Source organism: Micromonospora sp. LOL_021 (genome assembly GCF_048060215.1).
GTDB lineage: Bacteria > Actinomycetota > Actinomycetes > Mycobacteriales > Micromonosporaceae > Micromonospora_E.
Window position 1 is genome coordinate 60243 of sequence record NZ_JBHMIN010000025.1, and the last position, 22900, is coordinate 83142.

A 22900-nucleotide genomic window follows, 5' to 3' on the forward strand; every position below is an offset into this window, starting at 1 on the left:
GTCGTTCACCAGGCGGTCCAGCCGGCGCGGTCGTCCCGGACCACCCGGCCGCCGGACATCACCCAACGCACGCCCCGGAACGCGGACGTGTCGGCGGTCGGGTCGGCGTCCATCGCCACCAGGTCGGCGTACTTGCCGGTCTCGACGGTGCCGAGGTCGGCCTCGGCACCGAGCCAGCGGACCGGGCCGAGGGTGCCGGCGTACAGGGCGCGGGCCGGGCCGATGCCGCTCTCGGACAGGTACTCCAGCTCCCGCACCGAGGCGTTGGTGCCTTCGAACTGCCAGAACGGCGGCATGTCGCTGCCGAGCAGCATCTCCACCCCGGCGGCCAACGCCATCGCGTAGCTTTCCAGGTGCCGGGGGCCGGCACCGAGCGAACGGCACTGCATCCACTGCGGTACGCCGAGTTCGTCGAAGAACTCCTTGCACCGGGTGACCAGCAGGGTCGGCACCAGCGCGGTTCCCCGCCGCGCCATCCGCGCGGCCACCTCCTCGGTGAGCTGGTAGCCGTGCTCGACACAGTCCAGGCCCAGCTCGACGGCTTCACCGATGACCGGCGCCGGGCCGGCGTGCGCGGTGACCTTGCGCCCCCAGGCGTGCGCGGTGTCGATGACGGCGGCCATCTCGTCGGGGAACAGCTGCCGGGTGTGGATCGACTCGTGTTCCCCGGCGATGCCGCCGGAGATCATCACCTTGATCAGGTCGGCACCGGCCTTGATCTGGCTGCGCACGCCGCGCCGGAACCCGTCGGCCCCGTCGCACTCCAGGGTGTCGGTGCTCTCGTGGCCGTGCCCGCCGGTGCAGACCAGTGCCCGGCCGGCGGTGAAGATCCGCGGCCCGGTGACCCGGCCGGCGCGGATCGCCCGGCGCAGCGCGAAGTCGGCATGGTCCTTCTCGGCGACGCAGCGGACCGTGGTCACCCCGCAGAGCAGGGTGCGCCGGGCCCCGTCGGCCATGTAGAGGGCCAGCTCGTGCGGGGTCATGTCCTTGACGCTCTGCCCGCCGGCACCGGGCAGCGACAGCGACAGGTGGGTGTGCATGTTGGTCAGCCCGGGCGTCAGGTACCCACCGCCGAGGTCGACCTCGGTGACGTCGGCCTCGGCGCGGGCCGCTGCGGTCACCTCGGCGGCCGGGCCGACGGCGGCGATCCGGTCGCCGCGTACCCAGACGGCGGCGTCGGTGACCGGGCCGACGCCGTCGAGGACGCGGGCGTCGACGACGGTGCAGTTGGTCAGGACGGTGTCGACCGGTTCGGGGCGGGTGGCGGCGCTCATGTCGGCGTCCGGTCAGCGGGGATGGTCATCGCGGGCCTCTCTGCAAGGGCGGGGACGGGTACGCCGTAGACGTCGCGGGCGGCGGCCGGTGACACGTAGCCTTCGGCGACGTCTTCGCGGACCGCTTCCGGATCGCGTCGGCGCGGGTCGCCGTGCCCGCCGCCACCGGCGGTGAGCAGGGTGACCGGGTCGCCGGGTGCGACCGGCGTGCGTTTGGTGCTGACCCGCCGTTCCCGGTCGGTGCCGGGGTGGACGATCACCTGGATCGGGTCCGGCTGCCCGCCGCCGTCCAACGCCCACGGCGCCGACCTGGTCTTCTTCACGACGGACAGGAATTCGCCGGCGGTGGTGAACCGGATGTCGCGGCGCACCCCGGGTCCGCCCCGGTGCCGGCCCGCCCCGCCGGAGTCGGTGCGGATCTCCAGCCGTTCGAAGAACATCCCGGTCCGGGCTTCGAGGACCTCGACCGGGGTGTTGCGGGCCTGGGTCTGGCACAGGTGGTTGGCCGGGCCGATGCCGTCGTGGTCGGGTGCGGCGCCCCAGCCGACCGGGTCGTTGTTGCTGACCGCGTAGAGCTGCCCGGTGTCGGGGTGGGTACCGACCATCATGAACCCGGGCACGTCGCCGCCGGACGAGGCGGCCAGCCGGTCCGGCATGCCCTGGGCCAGCGCCCGGTAGATCAGCTCCATCGCCACCGTGCCGGTCCACTGGGTGAACGTGGCGGCCGGGTAGACGGCGTGGAACAGGCTGCCCGGTTCGGCGACCACCCGCAGCGCGGTGAAGTGCCCGGCGTTGGTCTGCTCGGTCGGCGTGGTGAGCGCCTTGAACGCGACCCGGGCGGTGGCGATGGTCGACCCGTACGGCAGGTTGACCGGCCCGGCGACGGCCGGTGACGACCCGGTGAAGTCGACGGTGCAGGTGCCGTCGGCGATGGTGACGGTGACCTGCATCCGGATCGGCTCGTCGGTGATGCCGTCGTCGTCGAGCCAGTCCACCGCGGTCCAACAGCCCTGCGGCAGCGCGGCGAGCGCGTCGGCGGTGGACGCCTCGGCGGCGGCGATCGCGGTGTCCACGACCGACTCGACGGTGGCCAGGCCGAACCGTTCGACCAGCTCGATCAGCCGCCGCTCACCGGTGCGCAGCGCCGCGACCTGGGCGTGCAGGTCGCCGATGACCAGCTCCGGCATCCGGGAGTTGAACCGGATCAGCTCGATGATCTCGTCGGCCGGCTCGCCCCGGCGGAACACCTTGGTGCCGGGGAAGATGACGCCTTCCTGGTGCATGTCGGTGGAGTCGAGCACGTACCCCGGGTCCTTCGCGCCCAGGTCCATCCAGTGCGCCCGGACACAGAGGAACCCGACCAGCGTGCCGTCCCCACCGGAAGCCTCCGGCAGGAAGACCGGGGCGAACAGGGTGGCGTCGTAGGCGTGCGCCGCGTTCCAGTACGGGTAGTTGAGCAGCACCACGTCACCGGGGTGCAGGTTCTCCCGGCCGACGTACTCGACGCCCTTGCGGATCGAGTAGTCGTTGGCACCGAGGAACCGGCTCAGCCCGGTGGACTCGGCGACCAGCCGCAGGCGCGCGTCGTAGATGGAGATGCCGAAGTCGTACACCTCGTAGATGACCGGGTTGAACGCGGTACGCACCAGCGCGGAGCGCATCTCCTCGGCGGCGGCGACAAGGTAGCTGCGCACCACCTCGGTCGCCGCACCATCCACGGTGGGTTGACTAGTCATCGACGTCGATCCCGTACACCTCGCGGGCGGCGGCCGGCGACACGTAGCCTTCGGCGACGTCTTCGCGTACCGCCTCGGGGTCGCGACGGCGCGGGTCGCCGTGCCCGCCGCCACCGGCGGTCAGCAGGGTGACCCGGTCACCGGGCACCACCGGTGTCCGTTTCGTGCTGACCCGCCGTTCCCGGTCGGTGCCCGGGTGCACGACCACCTGGTTCGGGTCCGGCTGCGCGCCGCCGTCGAGCGCCCACGGTGCCGACTTCGTTTTCTTGATCACCGACAGGAACTCGCCCGGGGTGACGAACCGGATGTCGCGCCGCAGTCCGGTGCCGCCCCGGTGCCGGCCGGCACCACCGGAGTCGGTGCGCATCTCCACCCGTTCGAAGAACATCCCGGTCCGGGCCTCGAGGACCTCGATCGGGGTGATCCGCCCGGTGCTGCCGGAGACGTGGGTGGCGGCGTTCATCCCGTCGTGTTCCCGGGTGCCGCCCCAGCCGACCGGGTCGTTGTTGCTGACCGCGAAGAGCTGCCCGGTGTCCGGGTGGATGCCGACCATCATGAACCCGGGCACGTCCCCACCGGACGAGGCCGGCAACCGGTCCGGCATGCCCTGGGCGAGCGCCTTGAGGATCAGCTCGACCGCGACGATGCCGGTCCACAGGGTGAACGTGGGCTGCGGGTAGACGGCGTGGAACAGGCTGCCCGGCTCGGCCTTGACCCGCAGCGGCGCGATGGTGCCGGCGTTCGACGGCTGGTCCGGCGAGGTCAACGACTTCAGGATCACCTTGCAGATCGCCTCGGTGGCGCCGTACGGCATGTTGATCGGGCCGGGCACCGCCGGCGACGAGCCGGCGAAGTCGACGGTGAAGGTGCCGTCGGCGATGGTGACGGTGACCTGCATCTTGACCGGTTCATCGGTGATGCCGTCGTCGTCGACCCAGTCGGTGGCGGTCCACGAGCCCTGCGGCAGGGCGGCCAGGGCGGCCCGACTGCGGGCCTCGCCGTCGGCGATGATCGCCTCGACGGCGGCGGCCACCGTGGGCCGGCCGAACTTCGCCAGGATCTCCAGGAACCGCCGCTCACCGGTGCGCAGCGCGGCGATCTGGGCGTGCAGGTCGCCGAGGACCTCGGCCGGCATCCGCGAGTTGAACCGGATCAGCTCGTGGATCTCGTGCACCGGCTCGCCCCGGGACACCACCTTGGTGCCGGGGAAGATCAGCCCTTCCTGGTGCATGTCGGTGGAGTCGAGCACGTACCCCGGGTCCTTGGCACCCAGGTCCATCCAGTGTGCCCGCACGCAGAGGAACCCGACCAGGGTGCCGTCGGCGTCCGGGTCGGCGTCGGCCGGGTCCGGCATGAACACCGGGGCGAACAGGGTGGCGTCCGAGGCGTGCGCCGCGTTCCAGTACGGGTAGTTGAGCAGCACGATGTCGCCGCGGTGCAGGTTCTCCCGGCCGACGTACTCGACGCCCCTGGCGAGCGAGAAGTCGTTGGCGCCGAGGAAGAACGTCAACCCGGTCGCCTCGGCGATCAGCCGCAGGTCGGCGTCGTACATCGACATGCCGAAGTCGTGCACCTCGTAGATCACCGGGTTGAACGAGGTACGGATCAACGTGGCCCGCATCTCCTCGGCGGCGGAGATCAGGTAGCTGCGTACCACCTCGGCGGTGGCTCCGTCCAGCGTGGTCACTTCGCCTCCTCCAGGGTCACCAGCAGGTAGCCGTGCGGGTCGACCTCGACGCGCTGGCCGCTCGGCACCACCGTGGTGGAGGTGCCCTCGTCGACCAGGGCCGGGCCGGCGAACCGGTCCCCCGGCGCCAGCTTCGCCCGGTCGTAGACGGCGAACGACACCACCTTGCGGGTGCCGAAGTCGAACGCGTCGCGGCGGCCGAGCAGCGCCCGCGTCGGGTCGCCGTCGCCGGCCGGCGGGCGGACCAGCTCCGGGCGGGTGGTCCGACCGATACCGCGCACCCGCAGGTTGAGGATTTGCAGCCGGTTGCTCATCGCGTGGCCGTACCGGGTGCGGTGCAGCTGCTCGAACGCGGCGCGGATCGCGTCGCGGTCCAGCTCGGCGCCGACGGTGACGGTCAGGGTGTGTTCCTGACCGAGGTAGCGCAGCTCCAGTTGGCGTTCCAGCACCGCCGAGCCGGCGTCAACGCCCTGCTCCACCAGGGAGCCGACCGCCTCGGCCTCGACCTCGACGAACATCGCCTCCAACGCGGCCAGGTCGACGCTGCCCTCCGGCGCGTCGGCGTCCAGGGTGGCCAGCACGGTACGGGAGAAGTCGTCGACGATGTCGGCCGACAGCATCCCCCAGGCGGAGAAGCCGGACGGGGCGAACGGCACCACCACCTCCCGGATACCCATCTCGCGGGCCAGCAGCGGGGCCAGCAGCGGGCCGGCGCCGCCGAAGGCGAGCAGCGAGAAGACCCGGGGGTCGTGGCCGCGTTCCACGGTGATCTGCCGGACCGCGCCGACGGTGCGGGCCAGCAGCACGTCGTAGACGCCGGCCGCGGCGGCGGTCGGGCTCAGCCCGAGCGGGGTGGCGATCTGCTCGTCGAGCGCCGCCTGGGCCGCCTTGGCCTGCAGACCCATCGTGCCGGCGAGGAACCGGTCCGGGTCGACGTAGCCGAGCACCACCGAGGCGTCGGTGACGGTCGGCCGCTGCCCGCCCCGGCCGTAGCAGACCGGCCCCGGATCGGCGCCGGCGCTCTGCGGCCCCACCTTCAGCAGCCCCCGGTCCAGCCAGGCGATGGAGCCACCGCCGGCGCCGATGGTGCGGATGTCGTACGTCGGGATCAGCAGCGGGAAGTGCTCCAGCTGCGCCTCGTACGCGGCGACCGGGCTGCCGGCCTCGATCACGCAGGCGTCCAGCGACGTCCCGCCGATGTCGAAGGTGAGCAGGTTGTCCCGGCCCAGCGCGCCAGCCAGGTAGGCGGCGCCGACGATGCCGCCGGCCGGGCCGGACAGCACGGTGTGCGTCGGCGACTTCTTGGCCGTCGTCGAGGTCATCGACCCGCCGCCGGAACGCATGATCAGGAACCGGCCGGCGAAACCCCGGTCGGCCAGCCCGGACTCCAGCTCGTCGACGTAGCGTTCGAAGATCGGTCGGATGTACGCCTCCAGCACGGTGGTGCTGGTCCGCTCGTACTCGCGGTGCTCGCGCACGATGTCCGTCGACACCGAGACGCTGACCTGCGGGTACGCCTCGCGGATGAGCGCAGCGGCGGCGCGTTCGTGGCTCGGGTCGACGAACGAGTGCAGGAAGCAGACCGCGATCGACCCGACGCCGTGCTCCTCGACCAGGGTGCGGGCGGCCGCCCGGACGCTGTCCGGGTCGAGTTCGGTCACCACCCGGCCCCGGTAGTCCAGCCGGCCGGTGACCCCGGCGGTGTACCGCCGTTTGACCAGGCTCTCCGGCCGTTCGTACTGGAAGTCGTACATGTGGTCGGCCGGCACGTTGCCCCGGCCGAGCAGGAAGACGTCCCGGAAGCCCTCGTTGGTGATGATCCCGGTGGCCCCGCCCCGGCGCTCCAGCACGGCGTTGAGCCCCAGCGTGGTGCCGTGGATGAACAGCTCCACCTGGGACAGGTCGGTGCCGAGCGCGGTCACCGCGTCCAGCACCCCCTCCCAGGGGCGGGCCGGCGTGGTGGACGCCTTGCGGAACCGGACCTGGTTGGTGCGGGTGTCCAGCTCCATCGCGTCGACGAAGGTGCCGCCGATGTCGACGGCGAGCCGGATGTGCGGTGCGGGCATCGTCTCAGGTCACCTTTCGGATTCGGTCAGCAGGTCGGGGATCTCCGGGGCCCGCCAGCAGGCCGCCCGGCTGCGCCCGTACGGCTGCAGCTGCTGCTGTTCGGTGCGGCACCGGCCGGTGACGAACGGGCAGCGGGCGGCGAGCGGGCAGCCGGCGGCGGCGTCCGACTCGTCGAGGTCCTTGAGCAGGTCGACCCGGCCGCCGCCGAACCCGGCGCCGAGACTCGGCGCGCTGGACAGCAACGCCCGGGTGTACGGGTGCGCCGGGTTGGTGAAGACCTCGTCGACCGGCCCTTCCTCGACGATCCGGCCCAGGTAGAGCACGATCACCCGGTCGGCGAATCCGCGTACCGTGGCCAGGTCGTGGGAGATGAACACGCTGCCCCGGTCCCGGTCGGCGGCGACGTCGCGGATCACCTCCAGGATCTGCGCCTGCACGGTGACGTCCAGCGCCGATGTCGGCTCGTCGAAGACGATCAGGTCGGGGTCGCCGACCAGGGCGCGGGCGATGCCGACCCGCTGCGCCTGCCCGCCGGAGAGTTCGTGCGGGCGGCGGCCGAGGATCGACCGGTCCAGCTCCATCCGGTCCAGCGCGGCGCTGACCCGTTCGGCCCGCTGCGGCGCCGGTACGCCGAGCGCGCGCAGCGGTTCGGCGATCGCGTCGGCGACGGTGCGGCGCGGGCTGAGCGCGCCGAACGGATCCTGGAACACCATCTGGGCGCGGGTCCGCAGGGTGCGCAGCGCCCGGCCGCGCAGCTCGGCCATCCGGGCGCCGCCGATCTCCACGGTGCCGCTGGCCGGCTCGACCAGCCCGAGGATCAGCTTGGCCAGGGTCGACTTGCCGCAGCCGCTCTCCCCGACCACGCCGAGCGTCTCGCCGGCGGCGACGGTCAGGTCGACGCCGCGCAGCGCGTGGTGCCCGCCGCGGCCGAACCGGCTGCGGTAGACCACGTGCGCGTCGTCGATGCGCAGCACTGTCCGCTCGGCCGCGCCGACCGGGTCAGCGTCGACCCTCGGCGCGGTGCCAGTCGGCGCGGTGCCAGTCGGCGCGGTGCCAGTCGGCGCGGTGCCCGGCGACGGCGCGACAACGACCGGATCGGTGACCAACGGCCCGTTCTGCGGGTGGAAGCAGGCCAACGTCCAACCGGTCGTACCGCCGGCGTCCGGCGCGACACTGTCCGGCGCGGCCGTGGCCGGCACGGCGCCGGTCGGCGGACGCTGCGCGGCGCAGCGGTCGGTGGCGTGCGCGCAGCGGGAGACGAACGGGCACTCTTCGGGCGGCGCGGTCAGCAGCGGCATCCCGCCGGCGGTGGCCCGCACCGGGCGGCCGTCCACGTCGGGCACCGAGGCGAGCAGCGCCCGGGTGTACGGGTGGGCCGGGGCGCGCAGCACCTGCGCCGCCGGGCCGCTCTCCACGACGGTGCCGGCGTAGAGCACCACCACCCGGTCGCAGACCTCGGCGATCGAGGCCAGATCGTGCGAGATGAGCAGCACCCCGCGCCGGTCGGTGTCGGCGGCCTGGCGGAACTGCCGCAGGATCTCCCGGGCCAGGGTGACGTCCAGGCCGGTGGTGGGTTCGTCGGCGATCAGCAGGCCGGGCGCGCAGCCGGTGGCCAGCGAGATCATCACCCGCTGCGCCATCCCGCCGGACAGTTCGTGCGGGTACGCGTCGAGTCGCCGCTGCGGGCTGCGGATGCCGACCGCCGCGAACAGTTCCCGGGCCGTCTGGCGGGCCTGCTGCCGGGTCATGCCCTGATGGGTGGTGAGCCGGTCGGTCAGCTGCCGACCGACGGTACGAGTGGGGCTGAGCGCGCCGCGCGGGTTCTGGAAGCAGATCGCCGCGCCGTGGCCACGGTGGCGGCGCAGCTGCTCCGGGTCGAGCCGCAGCACGTCGACCAAGCCACCGGCGCCGCCGGCACCGGCATCACGCCCGTCGGCGGGGTCGCCGATGACGTCGCCGCCGTGGAAGCGGACCCGGCCGGTGGCCTGCGCACCGCCGGGCAGCAGGCCGACGATCGAGCGGGCGACCATCGACTTGCCGCCGCCGCTCTCACCGACCAGGCCGACCACTTCGCCCCGGTCGACGTGCAGGCTGACCCCGCTGAGCGCGGCGACCTGCCGACCGGGTCGGCGGATCAGCACCGACAGGTTCTCGATAGCGAGCAGGTCGCGGCTCATCGTCGTCGAGTCCATCGCGGTCACCGCCGTTTCGCTTCCGCGCGTTCCTGCAGCCCTTCGCCGAGCAGGCTGAAGCCGAACACGCTGATCAGCAGGAACAGGCCGGGCGGCACCGAGGTCCACCAGCGGCCGGCGACCACGTCCGGCGAACCGAGACTGATCATCGACCCCCATTCGGCGGTCGGCACCGAGATGCCCAGCCCGAGGAAGGACAGCCCGGCCAGGGTGAGCATCGCCCAGCCGCAGCCGAGCGGGGCGATCACCCGTACCGGGGTGAGGCTGTTCGGCAGCACGTGCCGCCACAGCACCCCGAGGTGCGACGCGCCGGAGGTGACCGCGGCGTCGATGAACGGCAGCTCCCGTACCGAGCGGACCTCGGCCCGCACCAGCCGGGCGTAACCGGGCGCGTTGACCAGGGCGATGGTCAGGATCAGGTTGACCGTGCCGCCGCCGAGCAGCGCGGCCACCGCGAGGGCCAGGATGAAGGTGGGGAACGCCTGGAAGATGTCGAGCAGTCGCATCAGCACGTCGTCGATCCAGCCGCCGAAGTAGCCGGCGACCAGGCCGAGGGTGGTGCCGGCGAGCACGGCGAGGGCGACCGCGGCGACCGCGATGCCCAGGTCGAGCCGGCCGGCGTGCAGCAGCCGGCTCCACACGTCCATCCCGTTGATGTCGGTGCCGAGCGGGTGGCTGCCGCCGGGTGGCAGCAGGGTGCCGGCCGGGTCGATCTCCTGCGGACCCCACGACGACAGCAGCGGTGCGGCGATCGCGGCCAGCGCCACCACCGCGAGGATCGTCGCGCCGACCGAGATCAGTACGGTCGCGAACCGGCCGTCCCGGGCGGTGCCGGTGGCCACCACCGGGGCGGCGTCGTCGGCGCTGTCCGCCGGTCCGCCGGCCGCGCGCAGGTCAACCATCAGATCTTCACTCTCGGGTCGAGGATCGCGTGCACCACGTCGGCGATCAGGAAGACGAGGACGTAGCAGACGGCGATGAGCAGTACGGAGGCCTGCACCACCGGGAAGTCGCGGTAGAGCAGCCCGCGCAGCGCCCACTGGCCGAAGCCCTGCCACGAGTAGACGTATTCGATCAGCACTGTCGACCCGATCGCGGTACCGAAGACCAGGGCCGCCAGCGACGGCAGCCGGACCAGCGCGGAGCGCACCAGGTAGCCGCGGCGCAGCAGCCGGTCGCGCAGCCCGTGCGCGGCGGCGGCGGTGTACGCCTCGGAGTGCAGCACCTCCAGCGCGGAGGCGCGCACGCTGCGCAGCAGCGGGGCGACCACCACGATCGCCAGGGTGGCCACCGGCAGCGCCAGGTGGGCCAGCGCGGAGGTGAACGCCGGTCCGTTGGCGGTCAGCGCGGCGTCGATCAGCTCGGCGCCGGTGATCGGGGTGAGGTTGGTGTCCGGGTCGACCCGGCCGCTGGGGGCCGGGAACCAGCCGAGCATGCTGTAGCCGACCAGCACCAGCACCAGGCCGAGCCAGAACTCCGGCACCGAGTTGCCGATCAGGGCCAGCACCCGGATGCCGTGGTCGGCGGCCCGGTCGGCGCGGCGCGCCGACCAGATGCCGCCGACCACGGCGATGAGCACCGCCACGGCGACCGCCAGCACCACCAGTTGCAGGGTGGGGCCGACCCGCAGGGCCAGCTCACCGGCGACCGCGTTGCCGCTCTGGATCGAGGTGCCGAGGTCGCCGGTGAGCAGCCCGCCCAGGTAGTCCAGGAACTGCTTCCACAGTGGCTGGTCCAGCCCGAACCGGGCCCGGGCGGCGGCGGCCTCGACCTCGGTGGCGTTCGGGCCGAGGATGGTCCGGATCGGGTCGCCGGGGAGCACCCTTACCAGGACGAAGGTCGCGACGACCACGCCGAGCAGCACCGGGACGAGCTGCAGCAGCCGGCGGGCGACGAAGCGGGCGATGCGCATGAGGGGTAGGTGCCCCGTCGGTCAGGCCGAGGCGTGGAGGTAGCGCAGCCGGGCCAGTCCGTCCATGGGCTGGACCCAGCCGGCGACCTCCTCGCGTACCGGCAGGTTGAAATTGGGCTGGCAGAGGATCGCCCAGGGCACGTCGGCGGCCAGGATTTCCTGCACCCGCAGCCAGAGTTCGTTGCGCTCGGCCGGGTCCACGACGGTGTGCGACCGCTCGTAGATCTCCTCCAGCTCCGGGTTGACGTAGTTGGAGTAGTTGAGGTTGGCGCCCTCGACGAAGCTGGTGGCCAGCATGTACTCGACGTCGTTGACCCACAGCTGGCCGGCGGTGATCTGCAGCGGGATGTTCTTCTGCTGCCGCCGCTCGGCCAGGGTGGCCGGGTCCAGCGGGACCAGCTCCAGTTCGATGCCGACCTTGCGGGCCTCGCTCTGCACCAGGACCGCGATCTGCTGCTGGGTGTCGTTGTCGGTGGCGTAGACCAGCTCGGAGCTGATCTGGTCGACCCCGGCGGCGGCGAGCGCGGCGCGGGCGGCGTCCGGGTCGTAGCCGTACGGGTAGCCGCGCTCGTCGTAGCCGGGCATGTCGAGCGGCACCAGGCTCTTCGTCGGGCGGGCGTCGCCGCCGTACACGTTGTTGATGATCTGGTCGTACGGCACCGCGTGGGCGAGTGCCTTGCGGACGTCGACGTTGTCGAACGGCGCGGTGGTCACCGACATCTGGATGGCGACCTGCTCGTTGCTGGCCGCGGAGATGACCTTGACGCCGTCGGTGTCCTTCAGGTCGGCGATGTCGCGCTGGCCGATGCCCAGCGCCACGTCGATGTCGCCGGCCTCGAGTTGGAGCCGCTGGTTGGCGGCGGCCGGGACCACCGAGATCCGGATGGTCTTGGTCTGCGCCGGGTCGGGGCCCGGGTAGCCCTCGTTGGCGACGAGCACGATCTCCTGGCCCTGCACGGCCCGCTCGACGTTGAAGTAGCCGCCGGTCGGGGCGTTGTTGGTGAACCACTCGGTGGCCCACGGGTCGGCGTCGGTGGCGTGCTTCTTGGCTTCCTCGGAGTCGAACACGTACAGCGAGATCGCCTGGATCTGCCGGGTCAGCGCGCTGGGGAACGCCTGGGTGAACTGCACGGTGTAGTCGTCGACCACGGTGACCTGGTCCGGCTCGGTCAGGCCGATGGTCCGGTAGATGCCGGCGACGTTGGCCTGGGCGGCGAACGCCCGGTCCTTGGACCACTTGACGTCGGCGGCGGTCATCTCGTTGCCGCTGGCGAAGGTGACGCCCTGGCGCAGCTTGAGGGTCCAGACGGTCTGGTCGGCGTTCGGCTCGAACGACTCGGCGAAGGTCGCCATGATGTTCTCGGTGTCGAGGATCCGGGAGCCGTCGGCCTCCGTGACCCCGTAATCGATCATGTACGGGAAGACGTTCTTGTACAGCATGAGCGCGACCGGGTCGAAGCCGACGAAGTCCTGGTCCCAGCTGCTCAGGTAGCTGGAGACGGCGATCCGCAGGGTGTCGGCGGAGGTGCCCGGGGAGGCGTCGGCGGAGCCGTCGGTGCCCGAGCCGGAGGCACAGGCGCCGGTGGCGAACAGGACCGCGCCGATGCCCCCGAGCTGGAGCACCGACCGGCGGGAGAGGGCGGGCGAGGCGGATCCGCCCCGCGGAGAGGTACCAGCCATGGGAGAAGTCCTCCGTCGTGAACAGCGAGGGTGACCTTGCATTCAGGTAGCTGTGCGTTCAGCTAGCGGGTCGAGCGACGAAGCGGGCCGTCAAGTACGGCACACCACCTCCGTGTTCTATCAGGCTGAACGTTTGTGAACAAGGGGTGAAACCCGTTCACCGAGACTATCTCGGCTTGTGGCGGGGTAGAGCAGCCAAAAGGCCGAGGCCACCAGCGCAACTTGTTCACAAGGTTTCACACACCTGATACACAGCACCGAGCCGACCACCCACAGGTGATCGACAAAAGTTGATGCTGGGCCTAAGCTGCCAGATTGACCTCTGGTAGCGCTCCCAAGCCGTCCCCTGCCGGAGGCGCACCGAGAGGAGGAACGGTCATGCGCCGCTCTACCGCGAGCGTACTCGTCGGGGTGGCCGCCCTGACACTCGTCGCCGGCTGCACCCCGCCCCCAGCGGGTTCCCCCGGCACCCCGTCGGTCCCGGGCGTCGACACGCCGACCGAGACCCGCGAGCCGATCCAGGTCAACGTCGCCGAAGCGCTCGACGTCGCTCAGCAGGAGTTCGACCTGATCGCCGACGGCGACTGGTCGGGTGCCTGGCAGCTGTGGACCGCCGAGGCCCAGCAGTCGGTGCCGGAGGACGTGTTCGTCGAGACCAACGAGACGTGCCCGGTGCAGGACGGCGTCGAGTTCCAACTGCAGGAGGTCACTCCGGTCAACGAGACGTCCGTCGACCTGACCTGGCGCCGCGACGACACCGTGGGCAACAGCTCACTGCGGCTGGAGCAGGACAGCTGGCGGTTCGACCCGGGCGGCGGCATGCTGGTCGAGTACGCCTCGGGCGCCGACGACGCGATCGCGCAACGCCGGGCGGCCGGCAGTTGCCCGTCCTGATCTGAGCGGCGGTTGCCCGATTTCAGAGGCGGTTGCCCGGTCCGGTGGCAACGGACCCCGACCGTGACTCCGGACCGGGCAACCTGTCGCGGCTCACCGCCTTCAGCGGTGCCGCTTGCCTCAGCGGTGCCGCTTGTTCCGGTGCAGCGCGTCCCCCGCCTGCCGCAGCAGCTTCGAGGTACGCGACGACGGGCCCCTGCGGGACTCCACCACCGAGCTGAGCTTGCGCGCCCCGGCTGCCGCCAGCGGCACGGCGACCGCGACGACCGCCCAGCGCTTGATCATCCTGCCGACCATGGTCGCCTCCTAGGGTCGGGCGTTCGTCACCCGGCAACACACATACCCAGCGGCCCGCTCCGCTAAGCCTGCCCCGGACCCGATCCGCCGCCGGGTCAGCCGGTGGTGGGTAGACGCCGCACGGTCGACGCGGCCCCGGTCGGGTCGCCGCCGACCGGGTCGGGGTCGACCACCAGGAACAGCTCCAACCGGTTGGCGCCGGCGACGAACAACTGCTCGTCCGGGATCAGGCCGACGAACCGGAGCTGACCGGCACCGTCGCGGGCGGTCTGAACCACGGTGCCGATCCGCCCGTTCAGCGCGACCGCGACCGGGGCGCCGACCGGCACCGACTCCGGCAGAGTGCCGTGCACCAGCGCCGGGATCTTGCCGCGCTCCGCCCGGACGTTCTGGTACTCGGACAGATTCGTCACAGTCGCCGACGGGCCGGTGCCGATCACCGTCAGATCGTCGACCGCCGCGCCGATCAGGTCCGCCGCCGGCAGCGGCGGGAACACCGGGCGGGCGCTGGAGCCCGCCCGTACGGCCGCGAAGTGGGTCGGGCCGTCGATCGTCACCGGCTCGCCCGGTCGCCGGTCGAACCGCTTGTCGGTGGTCTCCCGCTCGCCGCGTAGCGCGGAGATGCCATCGGTACGCCACGGCACCTGCACCCCGGCGTGGTCGGCGACGGTCGGCAGCAGGTCGACCTGCTCCCAGTTGCGGTCGTCGATCCGCCCGACCTGTTGCCCGGGTTCCTTGACGAACAGCGGCACCCAGGCGAGCTCGGCGGCGGCGGTGAACTGGTCGTCCATCTCCCGGCCGGCGGCCCCTTCGCTGAAGCTGCCGCCGTGGTCGGAGGTCACCACGATCAACGCGTCGTCGTAGAGGCCGTTCGCCCGCAACGTCCGCAGCGCCTCGCCGAGCAGCAGGTCGGTGTAGCCGACCTGCTGCAGGTGCCGCTGATGGGTGAGCCGGGCCCACCAGGGTCCGTCGTACGGCAGCCCGCCCGGACCGTCGTACCGCATCCCGCTCGGCAGATAGGTCCACGGCGAGTGGGGCATCAGCAGGTGCAGGAAGTGCAGCGTCGGGGTGTCCCGGGGCTGCAGCGAACCGAGGAACTCGGTGAACCGGGCGGGCTGGTTCTCCTTCAGCCGGCTCATCCGAAACTCCGGGCCGGCGTCCGGGGACTTGTCGTTGGCGCGGATGTCGTCGGCTACCGTCGGCTCGCGGAAACTCGCCGCCGGATCGTCGAGCGAATCGTCCGGTGAGATCAACTGGCCGTACAGTGCCGCGGTCTCCCGCAGCATCACCGGCAGGCTGCCCCGGTCCTGCCCGGGACGCCCCCGGCAGTGCTGCGGCGGGCACAGTTGGGTGACGTTCTCCCAGGCCTCGATCTGGTAGGCCGGTCCGAGCAGGGTGAACAGGTTGTCCGGGTGTTGCGAGTAGTGCGGGGTCAACTCCCCGGTCGGGTACCGCCCGGTCAGCATCGCCGGCACGGCGTTGACGGTCTTGCCGCTCACCGTGGTGGCGTTGCGGTACCAGGTCGACCCGGCGGCCAGTTGGGCGAAGTTCGGTACCAGCCCGGCGTCGATCTCACCCCGCTCGTCGAGCAGCGACACCAGCGGGAACTCGTCGAGGATGATCATGACGACCGGCGGATGGGGACCGATGCTGCGCACCGGCGCGCCGGACGTCTCCCTGCCGAGCAGCACCGCCGACGACGGCGAGGCGAAGACGAACAGCGACACGAACACCAGCGGACCGACCGCGGCGACCCGCAGCACCTGACGAGCGACCGTCGACCGGGCGTACCCGGCCAGCAGCGCCGTGGCGACGACAGCGGCGAGCACCACCAGCAGCGGGCCCCGTACATCGATCAACGCCTTACCGATCTGCACGATGAGCAACACGGTCAGACCGCCGAGCACCACCAGATGAGTCCATCGCCGCACCGCCGGCCCGGCCAGCCCGGTCAACCAGCCAAGACCCCACAACAGCACCGGTGGAACCAGCACGATCACCGCGACCAGGGTGAGTACGGCCGCCGGTCCGGCACCGTGGAAGAAGAAGAAATCCGGGCTGCGACCGATCACGTCGAGCAGCGGCTGGGCCACCACGAGCCCGCAGAGTGCGATCAGCTCCACCAGGGCGGACCAGCCGGACCCCCGTCGGGAGTCCGGCTTCGGATCGTCGGCACCGGCACCGGGCTGCGTCTGGGTCACCGTGCACTCATACCACACCGGGCCACGTCGACTGCCAGCGCAGACGACCGTACGGCCGGTTGTGCAGAAAAGCGCACGAACCAAAGGAGAACTTAACATCTATGAATCTAGATTGCCGGTGATCACCGTGGCATGATCAGCCGAACGTCGTCCTTTGCTTCCAATCAGTCACCAATGACCCGGTGGACCCTGCGGTCAGGTGGCGGAACGGAGATCGTGTGCAGGTGATCGCATGACGGGTCCGACACCCCGACCGGGTGCCTCTTCCGCCCCGATGCGTCCGGTCGCGGCGCTACGCGTCCTACCCGGGCTGGTCCGCGACCCGCTGCGGACCCTCGTCGGGCTCGCCGCCGACGGCGGCATCGTCCGGCTCTCCGCCGGACCGGCCCGGCTCTACCTGGTCAGTGATCCCGACCAGGTGGCGCACGTGCTGCGGGACAACCCGGCCAACTACCTGCGCGACGGCCGTGGTCTGCTCTGGCGGCCCATCCGACGGCTGTTCGGCGACGGCATCCTCGGTGATGGTCCGGTCTGGTCGGACAGCCGCCGTACGCTGCAGCCGCTGTTCACCGCACGACGGCTGGACACCCTCACCGACGACCTGGCCACGGCGATCGCGGACGCGACCGGGCCGCTGGCCGACGCGGCCCGCCACGGACGCACCGTCGACATCGGCGCCGAACTGGCCCGGCTGGTCTGCCGGGCCATCGTCCGGGTCATGTTCGCCGACCGCTTCACCACCGACCAGGCGCTGCGGATCGCCGCTGCCCAGGACACCATCGCCACCGCCGTACTGCCGAGGCTGCTCCTGCCGTTCGTGCCCAACTCGGTCCCGCTCCCCCGCGACCGCGCGTTCCGCCAGGCCGTACGGACCATCGACGACATCGTGCTGCCGGTGGTACGGCAGGCCCGGGCCGACGGCGACGACACCGACGACGTCGTCGGGACCCTGGTCCGCGGTCGCGACCGCGACGGCCGGGCCTTCGACGAGGCACAGATCCGCAACGACACCGTGGCCATGTTCGCCACCAGCACCGAGACCACGTACGGCGTACTGACCTGGCTCTGGCCGCTGCTGCACCGGTACCCGGCCGTCGCCGACCGGCTGCAGCAGGAGATCGACGAGGTGGTCGGCGCCGGACCGGTCCGCCGCGACCACCTGCCACGGCTGCGCTACACCCGGATGGTGCTGGACGAACTGCTGCGGCTGTACCCGGTCGCCTGGCTGATCCCCCGTACCGCGCAGGCCGCCGACGTTATCGACGGCGTCCGCATCGAAGCCGGCGCGCAACTGGTGGCGAGCCCGTACCTGACCCACCGGCTACCCGCGGTCTGGCCGGAACCGGACCGGTTCGACCCCGACCGGTTCGACCCCGACGGTACGGAAGACACCGGCACCGGTCCGGCGGCGGCACGACGCCGACAGCGGTACGCCCACTTCCCGTTCGGCGGCGGTCCGCACCAGTGCCTCGGCCAGTACCTGTTCTACCTGGAGGCGTCGCTGATCGTCGCCACGATCCTGAGCCGGTTCCGGGTACGCGTGCCGGACGGCCGGCTACCCACGCCGCAGGCCGGGGCGTCGGTACGCACCGACGCCCCGGTACGGGTCCGGATCGAACCGGCCGCCCTTTCCCGGACGGTCTGATGCACACGGTGTCCTCATCGGCCGCAGCGAACCTGCAGAGCGCGGCCGAGAACGGCCGGATCTGCGCGATCGCGATCCACGGTCAGCGTGACCTGACCGAACACACCCGGGCCTACCCCGGTCTGTTCCCGGCCCGCCCGTTTGACCCGGCGGTCAGCGCCGCGGTCTCGCTGGCCACCGCGTTCGCCGCGCCCTGGTGCACCCCGGAGCAGCTACGGCTGGCCAACCGGGCCGCGTTGTGGGTGTTCGCCGCCGACTGGTTGATCGACTACCAGGCGACGACTGACGACGAGATCGTCGCCCTCGTCGACCGGTGCCGCGCGGTGGCGTACGGCGTCGCAGCCGGACCCGACGACGAACTCGGCCGGTTCCTCGCCGACATCGTCGCCGAACTCGACCGGGCCCCCGCCTTCGCCGCCCGACGGGACCGCTGGTGGGCCGAGCTGGACCGGACGCTCACCGCCATGCACCGGGAATGGCGGTGGAAGGCGGCCCGACGCGCCGGCTCGGCGAAAGCCGGCCCGACCTTCGCCGACTACCTCGACAACGCCGACAACTTCGGGTCGACATTTGTCAACGTGACGCACTGGCTGCGTCTCGGCGACGGCCCGACGCTCGCGCACCTGACCGAGCTGATCACCGTCAGTCGGGAGGTGCAGCGGGTGCTCCGGCTGGTCAACGACCTCGCCACGATCAAGCGGGACACCACCTGGGGTGACCTCAACGCGCTGCTGCTGGCCGCCGACCGAAGTGTCGTCGAGGACCAGATCGGACATCTGGTGGACCGGTGCCGTGACCTGCTGCGGCCGTTGGAGATCCGCTGCCCCAACCAGGCCGCCTACCTGTCCCGGCAGCTGGGGTACACCAGCGGCTTCTACCGGGTCACCGACTTCTGGGGCGAGCTGTGACAGTCACCGGAAGCCGGGCCGCGCCCGGGGGCGCACCCGCCACGACCGGCCCGGTCCCGGTCCGTGCCCGACGGTACGTCGGCCCCGTCACGGACAGCTGGGACCGGGCCGCGCAGGAGATCGTGGACCGGCTACCCGGTCAGTCCTGGGGCCGCACCGACGTCTCCGTCTACGAGACCGCCCGCCTGGTCAGTCTCGCCCCCTGGCTGACCGGGCACCGGGCCCGGGTGCGCCATCTGCTGGCCAGCCAGCAGCCGGACGGCAGCTGGGGCGGTCCGGGCGGCTACGCGCTGGTCCCGACGCTGAGCGCCGTCGAGGCGCTGCTCGGCGTCGCGGCCGTACCGGCGGCGGTCCGGTCCACCGCCACGTCACTGCCCGACGCGACGATGCGGGGGCTGACCGCCGCGCACCGGATTCTCGCCGCGACGACCGGCGGGACACTGCCCGACACCCCGGCCGCCGACCTGATCGTGCCGGCTCTGGTCGACCGGATCAACCAACGGCTACGGCACCGTCCCCGCCCGCCCGCGAGCGACCCGGCGGCCGACGCCCCACTACGGCTGCGGGGTGAACTCGACTCCGGCCGGCTGGACGCGGCGCGCCGGCTGTCCGCCGGTGGCCGGCCGGTGCCGACGAAGCTGCTGCACGCGTACGAGACCTTCGCCCACCGGGCGGCCCCGCTGGGCCGCCCAGCGGTGGCAACCGTGCCGGCCCACCCGCTCGCCGGGTCCGGGACAGGCCGACCGGCCGGCACGGTCGGCGGCTCGCCGGCCGCCACCGCGGCCTGGCTCGCCACCATCGACCCGGCCCGCACCGAGGTCGACCCGGCGCCCGCGCGCCGCTACCTGGAAACGGTGGTACGCGTACACCACGGTCCGGTGCCGTGTGCCACACCGGTCGCCGTGTTCGAGCGGGCCTGGGTCCTGACCACCCTGCTGCGCGCCGACGTCGCCGTGCTGGTGCCGCCCGAACTGCCGGGATCCCTGCGTGCGGCGCTCACCCCGGCCGGAGCGGCGACCGGGGCGGGCCTGCCGCCGGACGCCGACACCACCGCGGTGGTCCTGCACTGTCTCGCGCTGCTCGGACAGCCGGCCGATCCGGCGGTGCTGCTCGGTTTTCGGGCCGGCGACCACATCGCCACCTGGCCGGGTGAGGACGGTGCCTCGGTGACCACCAACGCGCACGCCCTCGACACCCTTCAGGCGCTCAGGGGTGGACGTCGCGCCGCAGACTTGGACGTACTCCACCGGTCGATCAGCGCCTGGCTGTGCGACCAGCAGCAACCCGACGGCTCTTGGCAGGACCGCTGGCACGCCTCGCCGTACTACGCGACCGCCGCCTGCGCGTTGGCGTTGTCGGCCGCCGGCACCGGGGCCCGACCGGCTGCCGCCGTGCTACGGGCGGTGGACTGGGTGCTGCGCACCCAACGGCCAGACGGCTCCTGGGGGCGCTGGCACGGCACCGCCGAGGAGACCGCGTACGCGGTACGGATCCTGCTCGCGACCACCGACCCGCCCAGTGAACGGATGCTACGGGCCGCCCGCCGGGGTGCCGCCCATCTCGTACCGTCCACCGCCGACCAGGGGCCGGCCCTCTGGCACGACAAGGACCTCTACCAACCGATCACAGTGGTCGCGGCGGAAGTCGTGGCCGCCGGCAAACTCGCTCACCGGGCACGCCTCACCGGCGTCAACAGGCACGCTTGAGCACCGGACCGCGACGCTGCTAGCGTGCGCCGTGCCCATGCGCTCACGAACAGGCGCGGCACAGTCCGCGTATGTACGGCCAGGAGTAGCAGGCAGATGACGAGACATTCGCAGGTCAGGCCGGGGACGGTGTAATGGTGTCACGCGGATTTCGCCTGCGTACCAAGATTGTCGCGCTGCTGCTGTCGCTCAGCGCGCTGTGGGCATTCGCCGCCTGGGTGACCCTGCGCGACGGCCTGAATTTGTTGTGGGTGCAGACCTATGACAGCCAGATCTACCAGCCGAGTGAGCCGCTGCTGCTCGGGCTGCAGTCCGAGCGGCGGCTGGCGATGGAATACCTGGCCGGGCCGACCGACGAACGCCGTAGCGAACTGGTCGAGCTCCGTGAGGCGAACGAGCGGCTCGCCGACGAATTCGAGGAATCCGCCCAGCACTGGTGGGCGGACCTCGCGGCCGGCGCAGACCTGGAACAACAGGTCGCAGACACCGTACGGTGGCTGACCGAGCTGCGAACGACCCGCGACGCCGTCGACGCCCGGGAAATCGACCGGGGCAGCGCGCACGGCGCCTACACCAACACGATCACCGCGTTCTTCCAACTGTTCGGGGCGCTGGGCAACCTCGACGAACGCGACATCGCCGACGACACGGCGACCCTGACCGATCTCAACCGGAGCCAGGAACTGATCGCCCAGCAGGACGCGCTGATCGCCGGTGTGATCATCGCCGAGCGGTTCACCGCCGCCGAGCACACCTGGTTCGTGCAGTTGGTCGGCGCCCAGGAATTCCTCGTCGACGCCACCGTGGTGAACCTGCCGGAACCGGACCGAACCCGGTACGCCGAACTGGTCGACAGCGACAGCTACGAACGTTTCCGGGACGCGCAGCAACGGATCATCGCGAGCGGGCCCTCCTCCTCGTCGGCACCGTTGGCCGAAACGCAGTGGCGGCCCGCGGCCGACGCGACCATGTCCGATCTGCACACGATCGTGCTGGCCGGCGGCGACGACCTCGTCGACCGGGCCGTGCCGGTGGCACTGCTGGTACTGCTCCGGCTGCTACTCGCCGCCGGCCTCGGCATGCTCGCGGTGGTCGCGTCGATCATCATGTCGATCACCACCGCACGGGCGATCGTCGCTCAGCTCGAACGGCTCCGGGACGCGGCGCACCGGCTGGCCGAGGAGCGGCTGCCGGGCGTGGTCGACCGGCTCGGCCGAGGCGAGGAGGTCGACGTGGCGGCCGAGGCACCGCCGCTGGAGTTCGGCAACGACGAGATCGGGCAGGTGGGTCGCGCGTTCAACCGGGTGCAGGAGACCGCCGTCCGCACCGCCGTGGAACAGGCCGAGCTGCGGCGCAGCGTACGCGACGTGTTCCTCAGCCTGGCCCGCCGGACCCAGGCGCTGGTCCACCGGCAGCTCACCCTGCTCGACTCGATGGAACGCCGGGAGGAGGACGCGGACAAGCTGGAGGAGCTCTTCCGGGTCGACCACCTGGCCACCCGGATGCGGCGCAACGCGGAGAACCTGATCGTGCTCTCCGGCTCGACACCCGGCCGGACCTGGCGCCGCGACGTGCCGATGGTGGACGTGGTCCGGGGTGCCATCGCCGAGGTCGAGGACTACACCCGGGTGACCGTCGCTCCGATCGGGCAGGTCTCGTTGGCCGGCCGGGCCGTCGCCGACGTGATCCACCTGCTCGCCGAACTCATCGAGAACGCGTTGTCGTTCTCCCCGCCGCACACCACCGTCCAGGTCAAGGGCCAGTTCGTCGCCAACGGCTACGTGGTGGAGATCGAGGACCGCGGGCTGGGCATGAGTGACGACGAGCGAGCCGCCGCAAACGAACGGATCACCGAGCATCCGGAGTTCCGGTTGTCCAGCACGGTCCGGCTCGGCCTGTACGTGGTCAGCCGGCTGACCGAACGCACCGGCATCCGGGTGCACCTGAAGGAGTCGCCGTACGGCGGGTCCACCGCTGTCGTGCTGATCCCACGGGAACTGGTGGTGCCGGGCGACGAAGCCACCGACCCGGATCTGCGCTCCAGCGGCCGACTCCCAGCGGCGGTGCCTGCTGTTTCCGCTGCGTCCGGCGCCGTCGATACGCTGCCCTTGGCGGCCGCAGCCGGCCCCGGTCGGGCCGCCGAGCGGCGGTCCACGGTGCGGGCGGTCGCCCAGGTGGCCGCCACCGCCCGCTCCGAGCCCGCACCGCCGCCGGACGGCGACGCACCGACCGCACCGACCGCACCGACGACGGCGACAGGGGAGACACCGCCGACCGCACCGCCAACGGCGACGACGGCCGACCCGGCCGGGTCGGTGCAGCCCGAGCCTGAACAGGTCCGGGCCGCCTCGCCAGCCGGGCCACACACCTCGACGTACACCCCGTCCGGGCTACCGGTCCGGGTACGCCACACCGCAGCCGCCGCAGCCGCCGGATCCGCCGGTGGGCCGGGTGCGAGCCCGCCCGACAGGTCGCAGCGGGACAGGCACCCGGACGGCGAACCGGCCGATCCCCCTACCCGCCCGGCCGAGCAGGTACTGCGGATGATGAGCGCATACCAGAGCGGGACGAGGCAAGGTCGGTCGGACGCGGCGCGACTGCCCGACGCGCCGCCGCCGGAGGATTCTGCGACGGCGCCGCAACGACCGTCACCGGCCACCGCACCGGTCAGCGACGACCGGAACCCACCATCGGCGTGAGC

Annotated in this window: 15 protein-coding genes; 5 read left to right on the plus strand and 10 right to left on the minus strand. The window is 72.0% G+C overall.

From position 1 onward, the window contains the following. Positions 1–5: 5 nt before the first annotated feature. Genes ACFHWT_RS17625 through ACFHWT_RS17660 form a run of 8 tightly spaced genes read right to left on the minus strand, consistent with a single transcriptional unit; the run spans position 6 to position 12548 of the window. The gene (locus ACFHWT_RS17625; RefSeq protein ID WP_416595746.1) at positions 6–1274 is read right to left on the minus strand and encodes an amidohydrolase family protein; all 1269 of its coding nucleotides are present in this window, start codon (positions 1272–1274) and stop codon (positions 6–8) included. After that, on the minus strand, positions 1271–3010 hold the full coding sequence (locus ACFHWT_RS17630) for a hydantoinase B/oxoprolinase family protein (RefSeq protein WP_416595747.1): 1740 nt from the start codon (positions 3008–3010) through the stop codon (positions 1271–1273). The genes ACFHWT_RS17625 and ACFHWT_RS17630 overlap by 4 nt, the downstream gene beginning before the upstream one ends. Further along, on the minus strand, positions 3003–4697 hold the full coding sequence (locus ACFHWT_RS17635; protein ID WP_416595748.1) for a hydantoinase B/oxoprolinase family protein: 1695 nt from the start codon (positions 4695–4697) through the stop codon (positions 3003–3005). Before ACFHWT_RS17635 ends, ACFHWT_RS17630 begins: the two co-directional genes overlap by 8 nt. After that, the gene (locus ACFHWT_RS17640; RefSeq protein ID WP_416595749.1) at positions 4694–6763 is read right to left on the minus strand and encodes a hydantoinase/oxoprolinase family protein; all 2070 of its coding nucleotides are present in this window, start codon (positions 6761–6763) and stop codon (positions 4694–4696) included. Before ACFHWT_RS17640 ends, ACFHWT_RS17635 begins: the two co-directional genes overlap by 4 nt. Positions 6764–6772: 9 nt before the next feature. Next, positions 6773–8956 carry a dipeptide ABC transporter ATP-binding protein gene (locus ACFHWT_RS17645; protein WP_416595750.1) on the minus strand — a complete coding sequence of 728 codons (2184 nt, stop codon included), beginning with the start codon at positions 8954–8956 and terminating at the stop codon, positions 6773–6775. Positions 8957–8961: 5 nt separating this feature from the next. Continuing rightward, positions 8962–9858 (minus strand): ABC transporter permease, encoded by an 897-nt coding sequence (locus ACFHWT_RS17650; protein ID WP_416595751.1) that lies wholly within the window; start codon positions 9856–9858, stop codon positions 8962–8964. Next, positions 9858–10868 (minus strand): ABC transporter permease, encoded by a 1011-nt coding sequence (locus tag ACFHWT_RS17655; protein ID WP_416595752.1) that lies wholly within the window; start codon positions 10866–10868, stop codon positions 9858–9860. Before ACFHWT_RS17655 ends, ACFHWT_RS17650 begins: the two co-directional genes overlap by 1 nt. A 21-nt stretch (positions 10869–10889) precedes the next feature. Next, entirely contained in the window at positions 10890–12548 is a 1659-nt protein-coding gene (locus tag ACFHWT_RS17660; protein WP_416595753.1) for an ABC transporter substrate-binding protein, read from the minus strand. A 378-nt stretch (positions 12549–12926) separates the two neighbouring features. On the opposite strand from ACFHWT_RS17660, the gene ACFHWT_RS17665 reads away from it, so the two are divergent. After that, positions 12927–13442, plus strand: coding sequence for a hypothetical protein (locus ACFHWT_RS17665; protein WP_416595755.1), 516 nt, complete (start codon positions 12927–12929; stop codon positions 13440–13442). A gap of 120 nt (positions 13443–13562) precedes the next feature. Here the strand turns inward: ACFHWT_RS17665 and ACFHWT_RS17670 are convergent, their stop codons facing one another. Both ACFHWT_RS17670 and ACFHWT_RS17675 read right to left on the minus strand, forming a co-directional pair. After that, positions 13563–13739, minus strand: a complete 177-nt coding sequence (locus tag ACFHWT_RS17670) for a hypothetical protein (RefSeq protein ID WP_416595756.1) — start codon at positions 13737–13739, stop codon at positions 13563–13565. A gap of 95 nt (positions 13740–13834) precedes the next feature. Then, positions 13835–15940: a sulfatase-like hydrolase/transferase gene (locus ACFHWT_RS17675; RefSeq protein WP_416595757.1), complete on the minus strand. Its 2106-nt coding sequence runs from the start codon at positions 15938–15940 to the stop codon at positions 13835–13837. Positions 15941–16172: 232 nt separating this feature from the next. Here ACFHWT_RS17675 and ACFHWT_RS17680 point away from each other — a divergent pair, with 232 nt between their 5' ends. The 4 genes from ACFHWT_RS17680 (at position 16173) to ACFHWT_RS17695 (ending at position 22898) form a co-directional block, all read left to right on the plus strand. Further along, the gene (locus ACFHWT_RS17680) at positions 16173–17585 is read left to right on the plus strand and encodes a cytochrome P450 (protein ID WP_416595758.1); all 1413 of its coding nucleotides are present in this window, start codon (positions 16173–16175) and stop codon (positions 17583–17585) included. After that, positions 17585–18493, plus strand: coding sequence for a terpene synthase family protein (locus ACFHWT_RS17685; protein WP_416595759.1), 909 nt, complete (start codon positions 17585–17587; stop codon positions 18491–18493). Before ACFHWT_RS17680 ends, ACFHWT_RS17685 begins: the two co-directional genes overlap by 1 nt. Further along, positions 18490–20199: a prenyltransferase/squalene oxidase repeat-containing protein gene (locus tag ACFHWT_RS17690; protein ID WP_416595761.1), complete on the plus strand. Its 1710-nt coding sequence runs from the start codon at positions 18490–18492 to the stop codon at positions 20197–20199. Before ACFHWT_RS17685 ends, ACFHWT_RS17690 begins: the two co-directional genes overlap by 4 nt. Before the next feature lie 134 nt (positions 20200–20333). Further along, positions 20334–22898 (plus strand): nitrate- and nitrite sensing domain-containing protein, encoded by a 2565-nt coding sequence (locus tag ACFHWT_RS17695; protein WP_416595762.1) that lies wholly within the window; start codon positions 20334–20336, stop codon positions 22896–22898. Positions 22899–22900: the final 2 nt, after the last annotated feature.

Coding starts and splice junctions, on each gene's coding strand:
- ACFHWT_RS17625 (WP_416595746.1), bottom strand. CDS start 1,274: ATGAGCGCCGCCACCCGCCCCGAACCGGTCGACACCGTCCTGACCAAC.
- ACFHWT_RS17630 (WP_416595747.1), bottom strand. CDS start 3,010: ATGACTAGTCAACCCACCGTGGATGGTGCGGCGACCGAGGTGGTGCGC.
- ACFHWT_RS17640 (WP_416595749.1), bottom strand. CDS start 6,763: ATGCCCGCACCGCACATCCGGCTCGCCGTCGACATCGGCGGCACCTTC.
- ACFHWT_RS17645 (WP_416595750.1), bottom strand. CDS start 8,956: ATGGACTCGACGACGATGAGCCGCGACCTGCTCGCTATCGAGAACCTG.
- ACFHWT_RS17650 (WP_416595751.1), bottom strand. CDS start 9,858: ATGGTTGACCTGCGCGCGGCCGGCGGACCGGCGGACAGCGCCGACGAC.
- ACFHWT_RS17655 (WP_416595752.1), bottom strand. CDS start 10,868: ATGCGCATCGCCCGCTTCGTCGCCCGCCGGCTGCTGCAGCTCGTCCCG.
- ACFHWT_RS17660 (WP_416595753.1), bottom strand. CDS start 12,548: ATGGCTGGTACCTCTCCGCGGGGCGGATCCGCCTCGCCCGCCCTCTCC.
- ACFHWT_RS17665 (WP_416595755.1), top strand. CDS start 12,927: ATGCGCCGCTCTACCGCGAGCGTACTCGTCGGGGTGGCCGCCCTGACA.
- ACFHWT_RS17670 (WP_416595756.1), bottom strand. CDS start 13,739: ATGGTCGGCAGGATGATCAAGCGCTGGGCGGTCGTCGCGGTCGCCGTG.
- ACFHWT_RS17680 (WP_416595758.1), top strand. CDS start 16,173: ATGACGGGTCCGACACCCCGACCGGGTGCCTCTTCCGCCCCGATGCGT.
- ACFHWT_RS17685 (WP_416595759.1), top strand. CDS start 17,585: ATGCACACGGTGTCCTCATCGGCCGCAGCGAACCTGCAGAGCGCGGCC.
- ACFHWT_RS17695 (WP_416595762.1), top strand. CDS start 20,334: ATGGTGTCACGCGGATTTCGCCTGCGTACCAAGATTGTCGCGCTGCTG.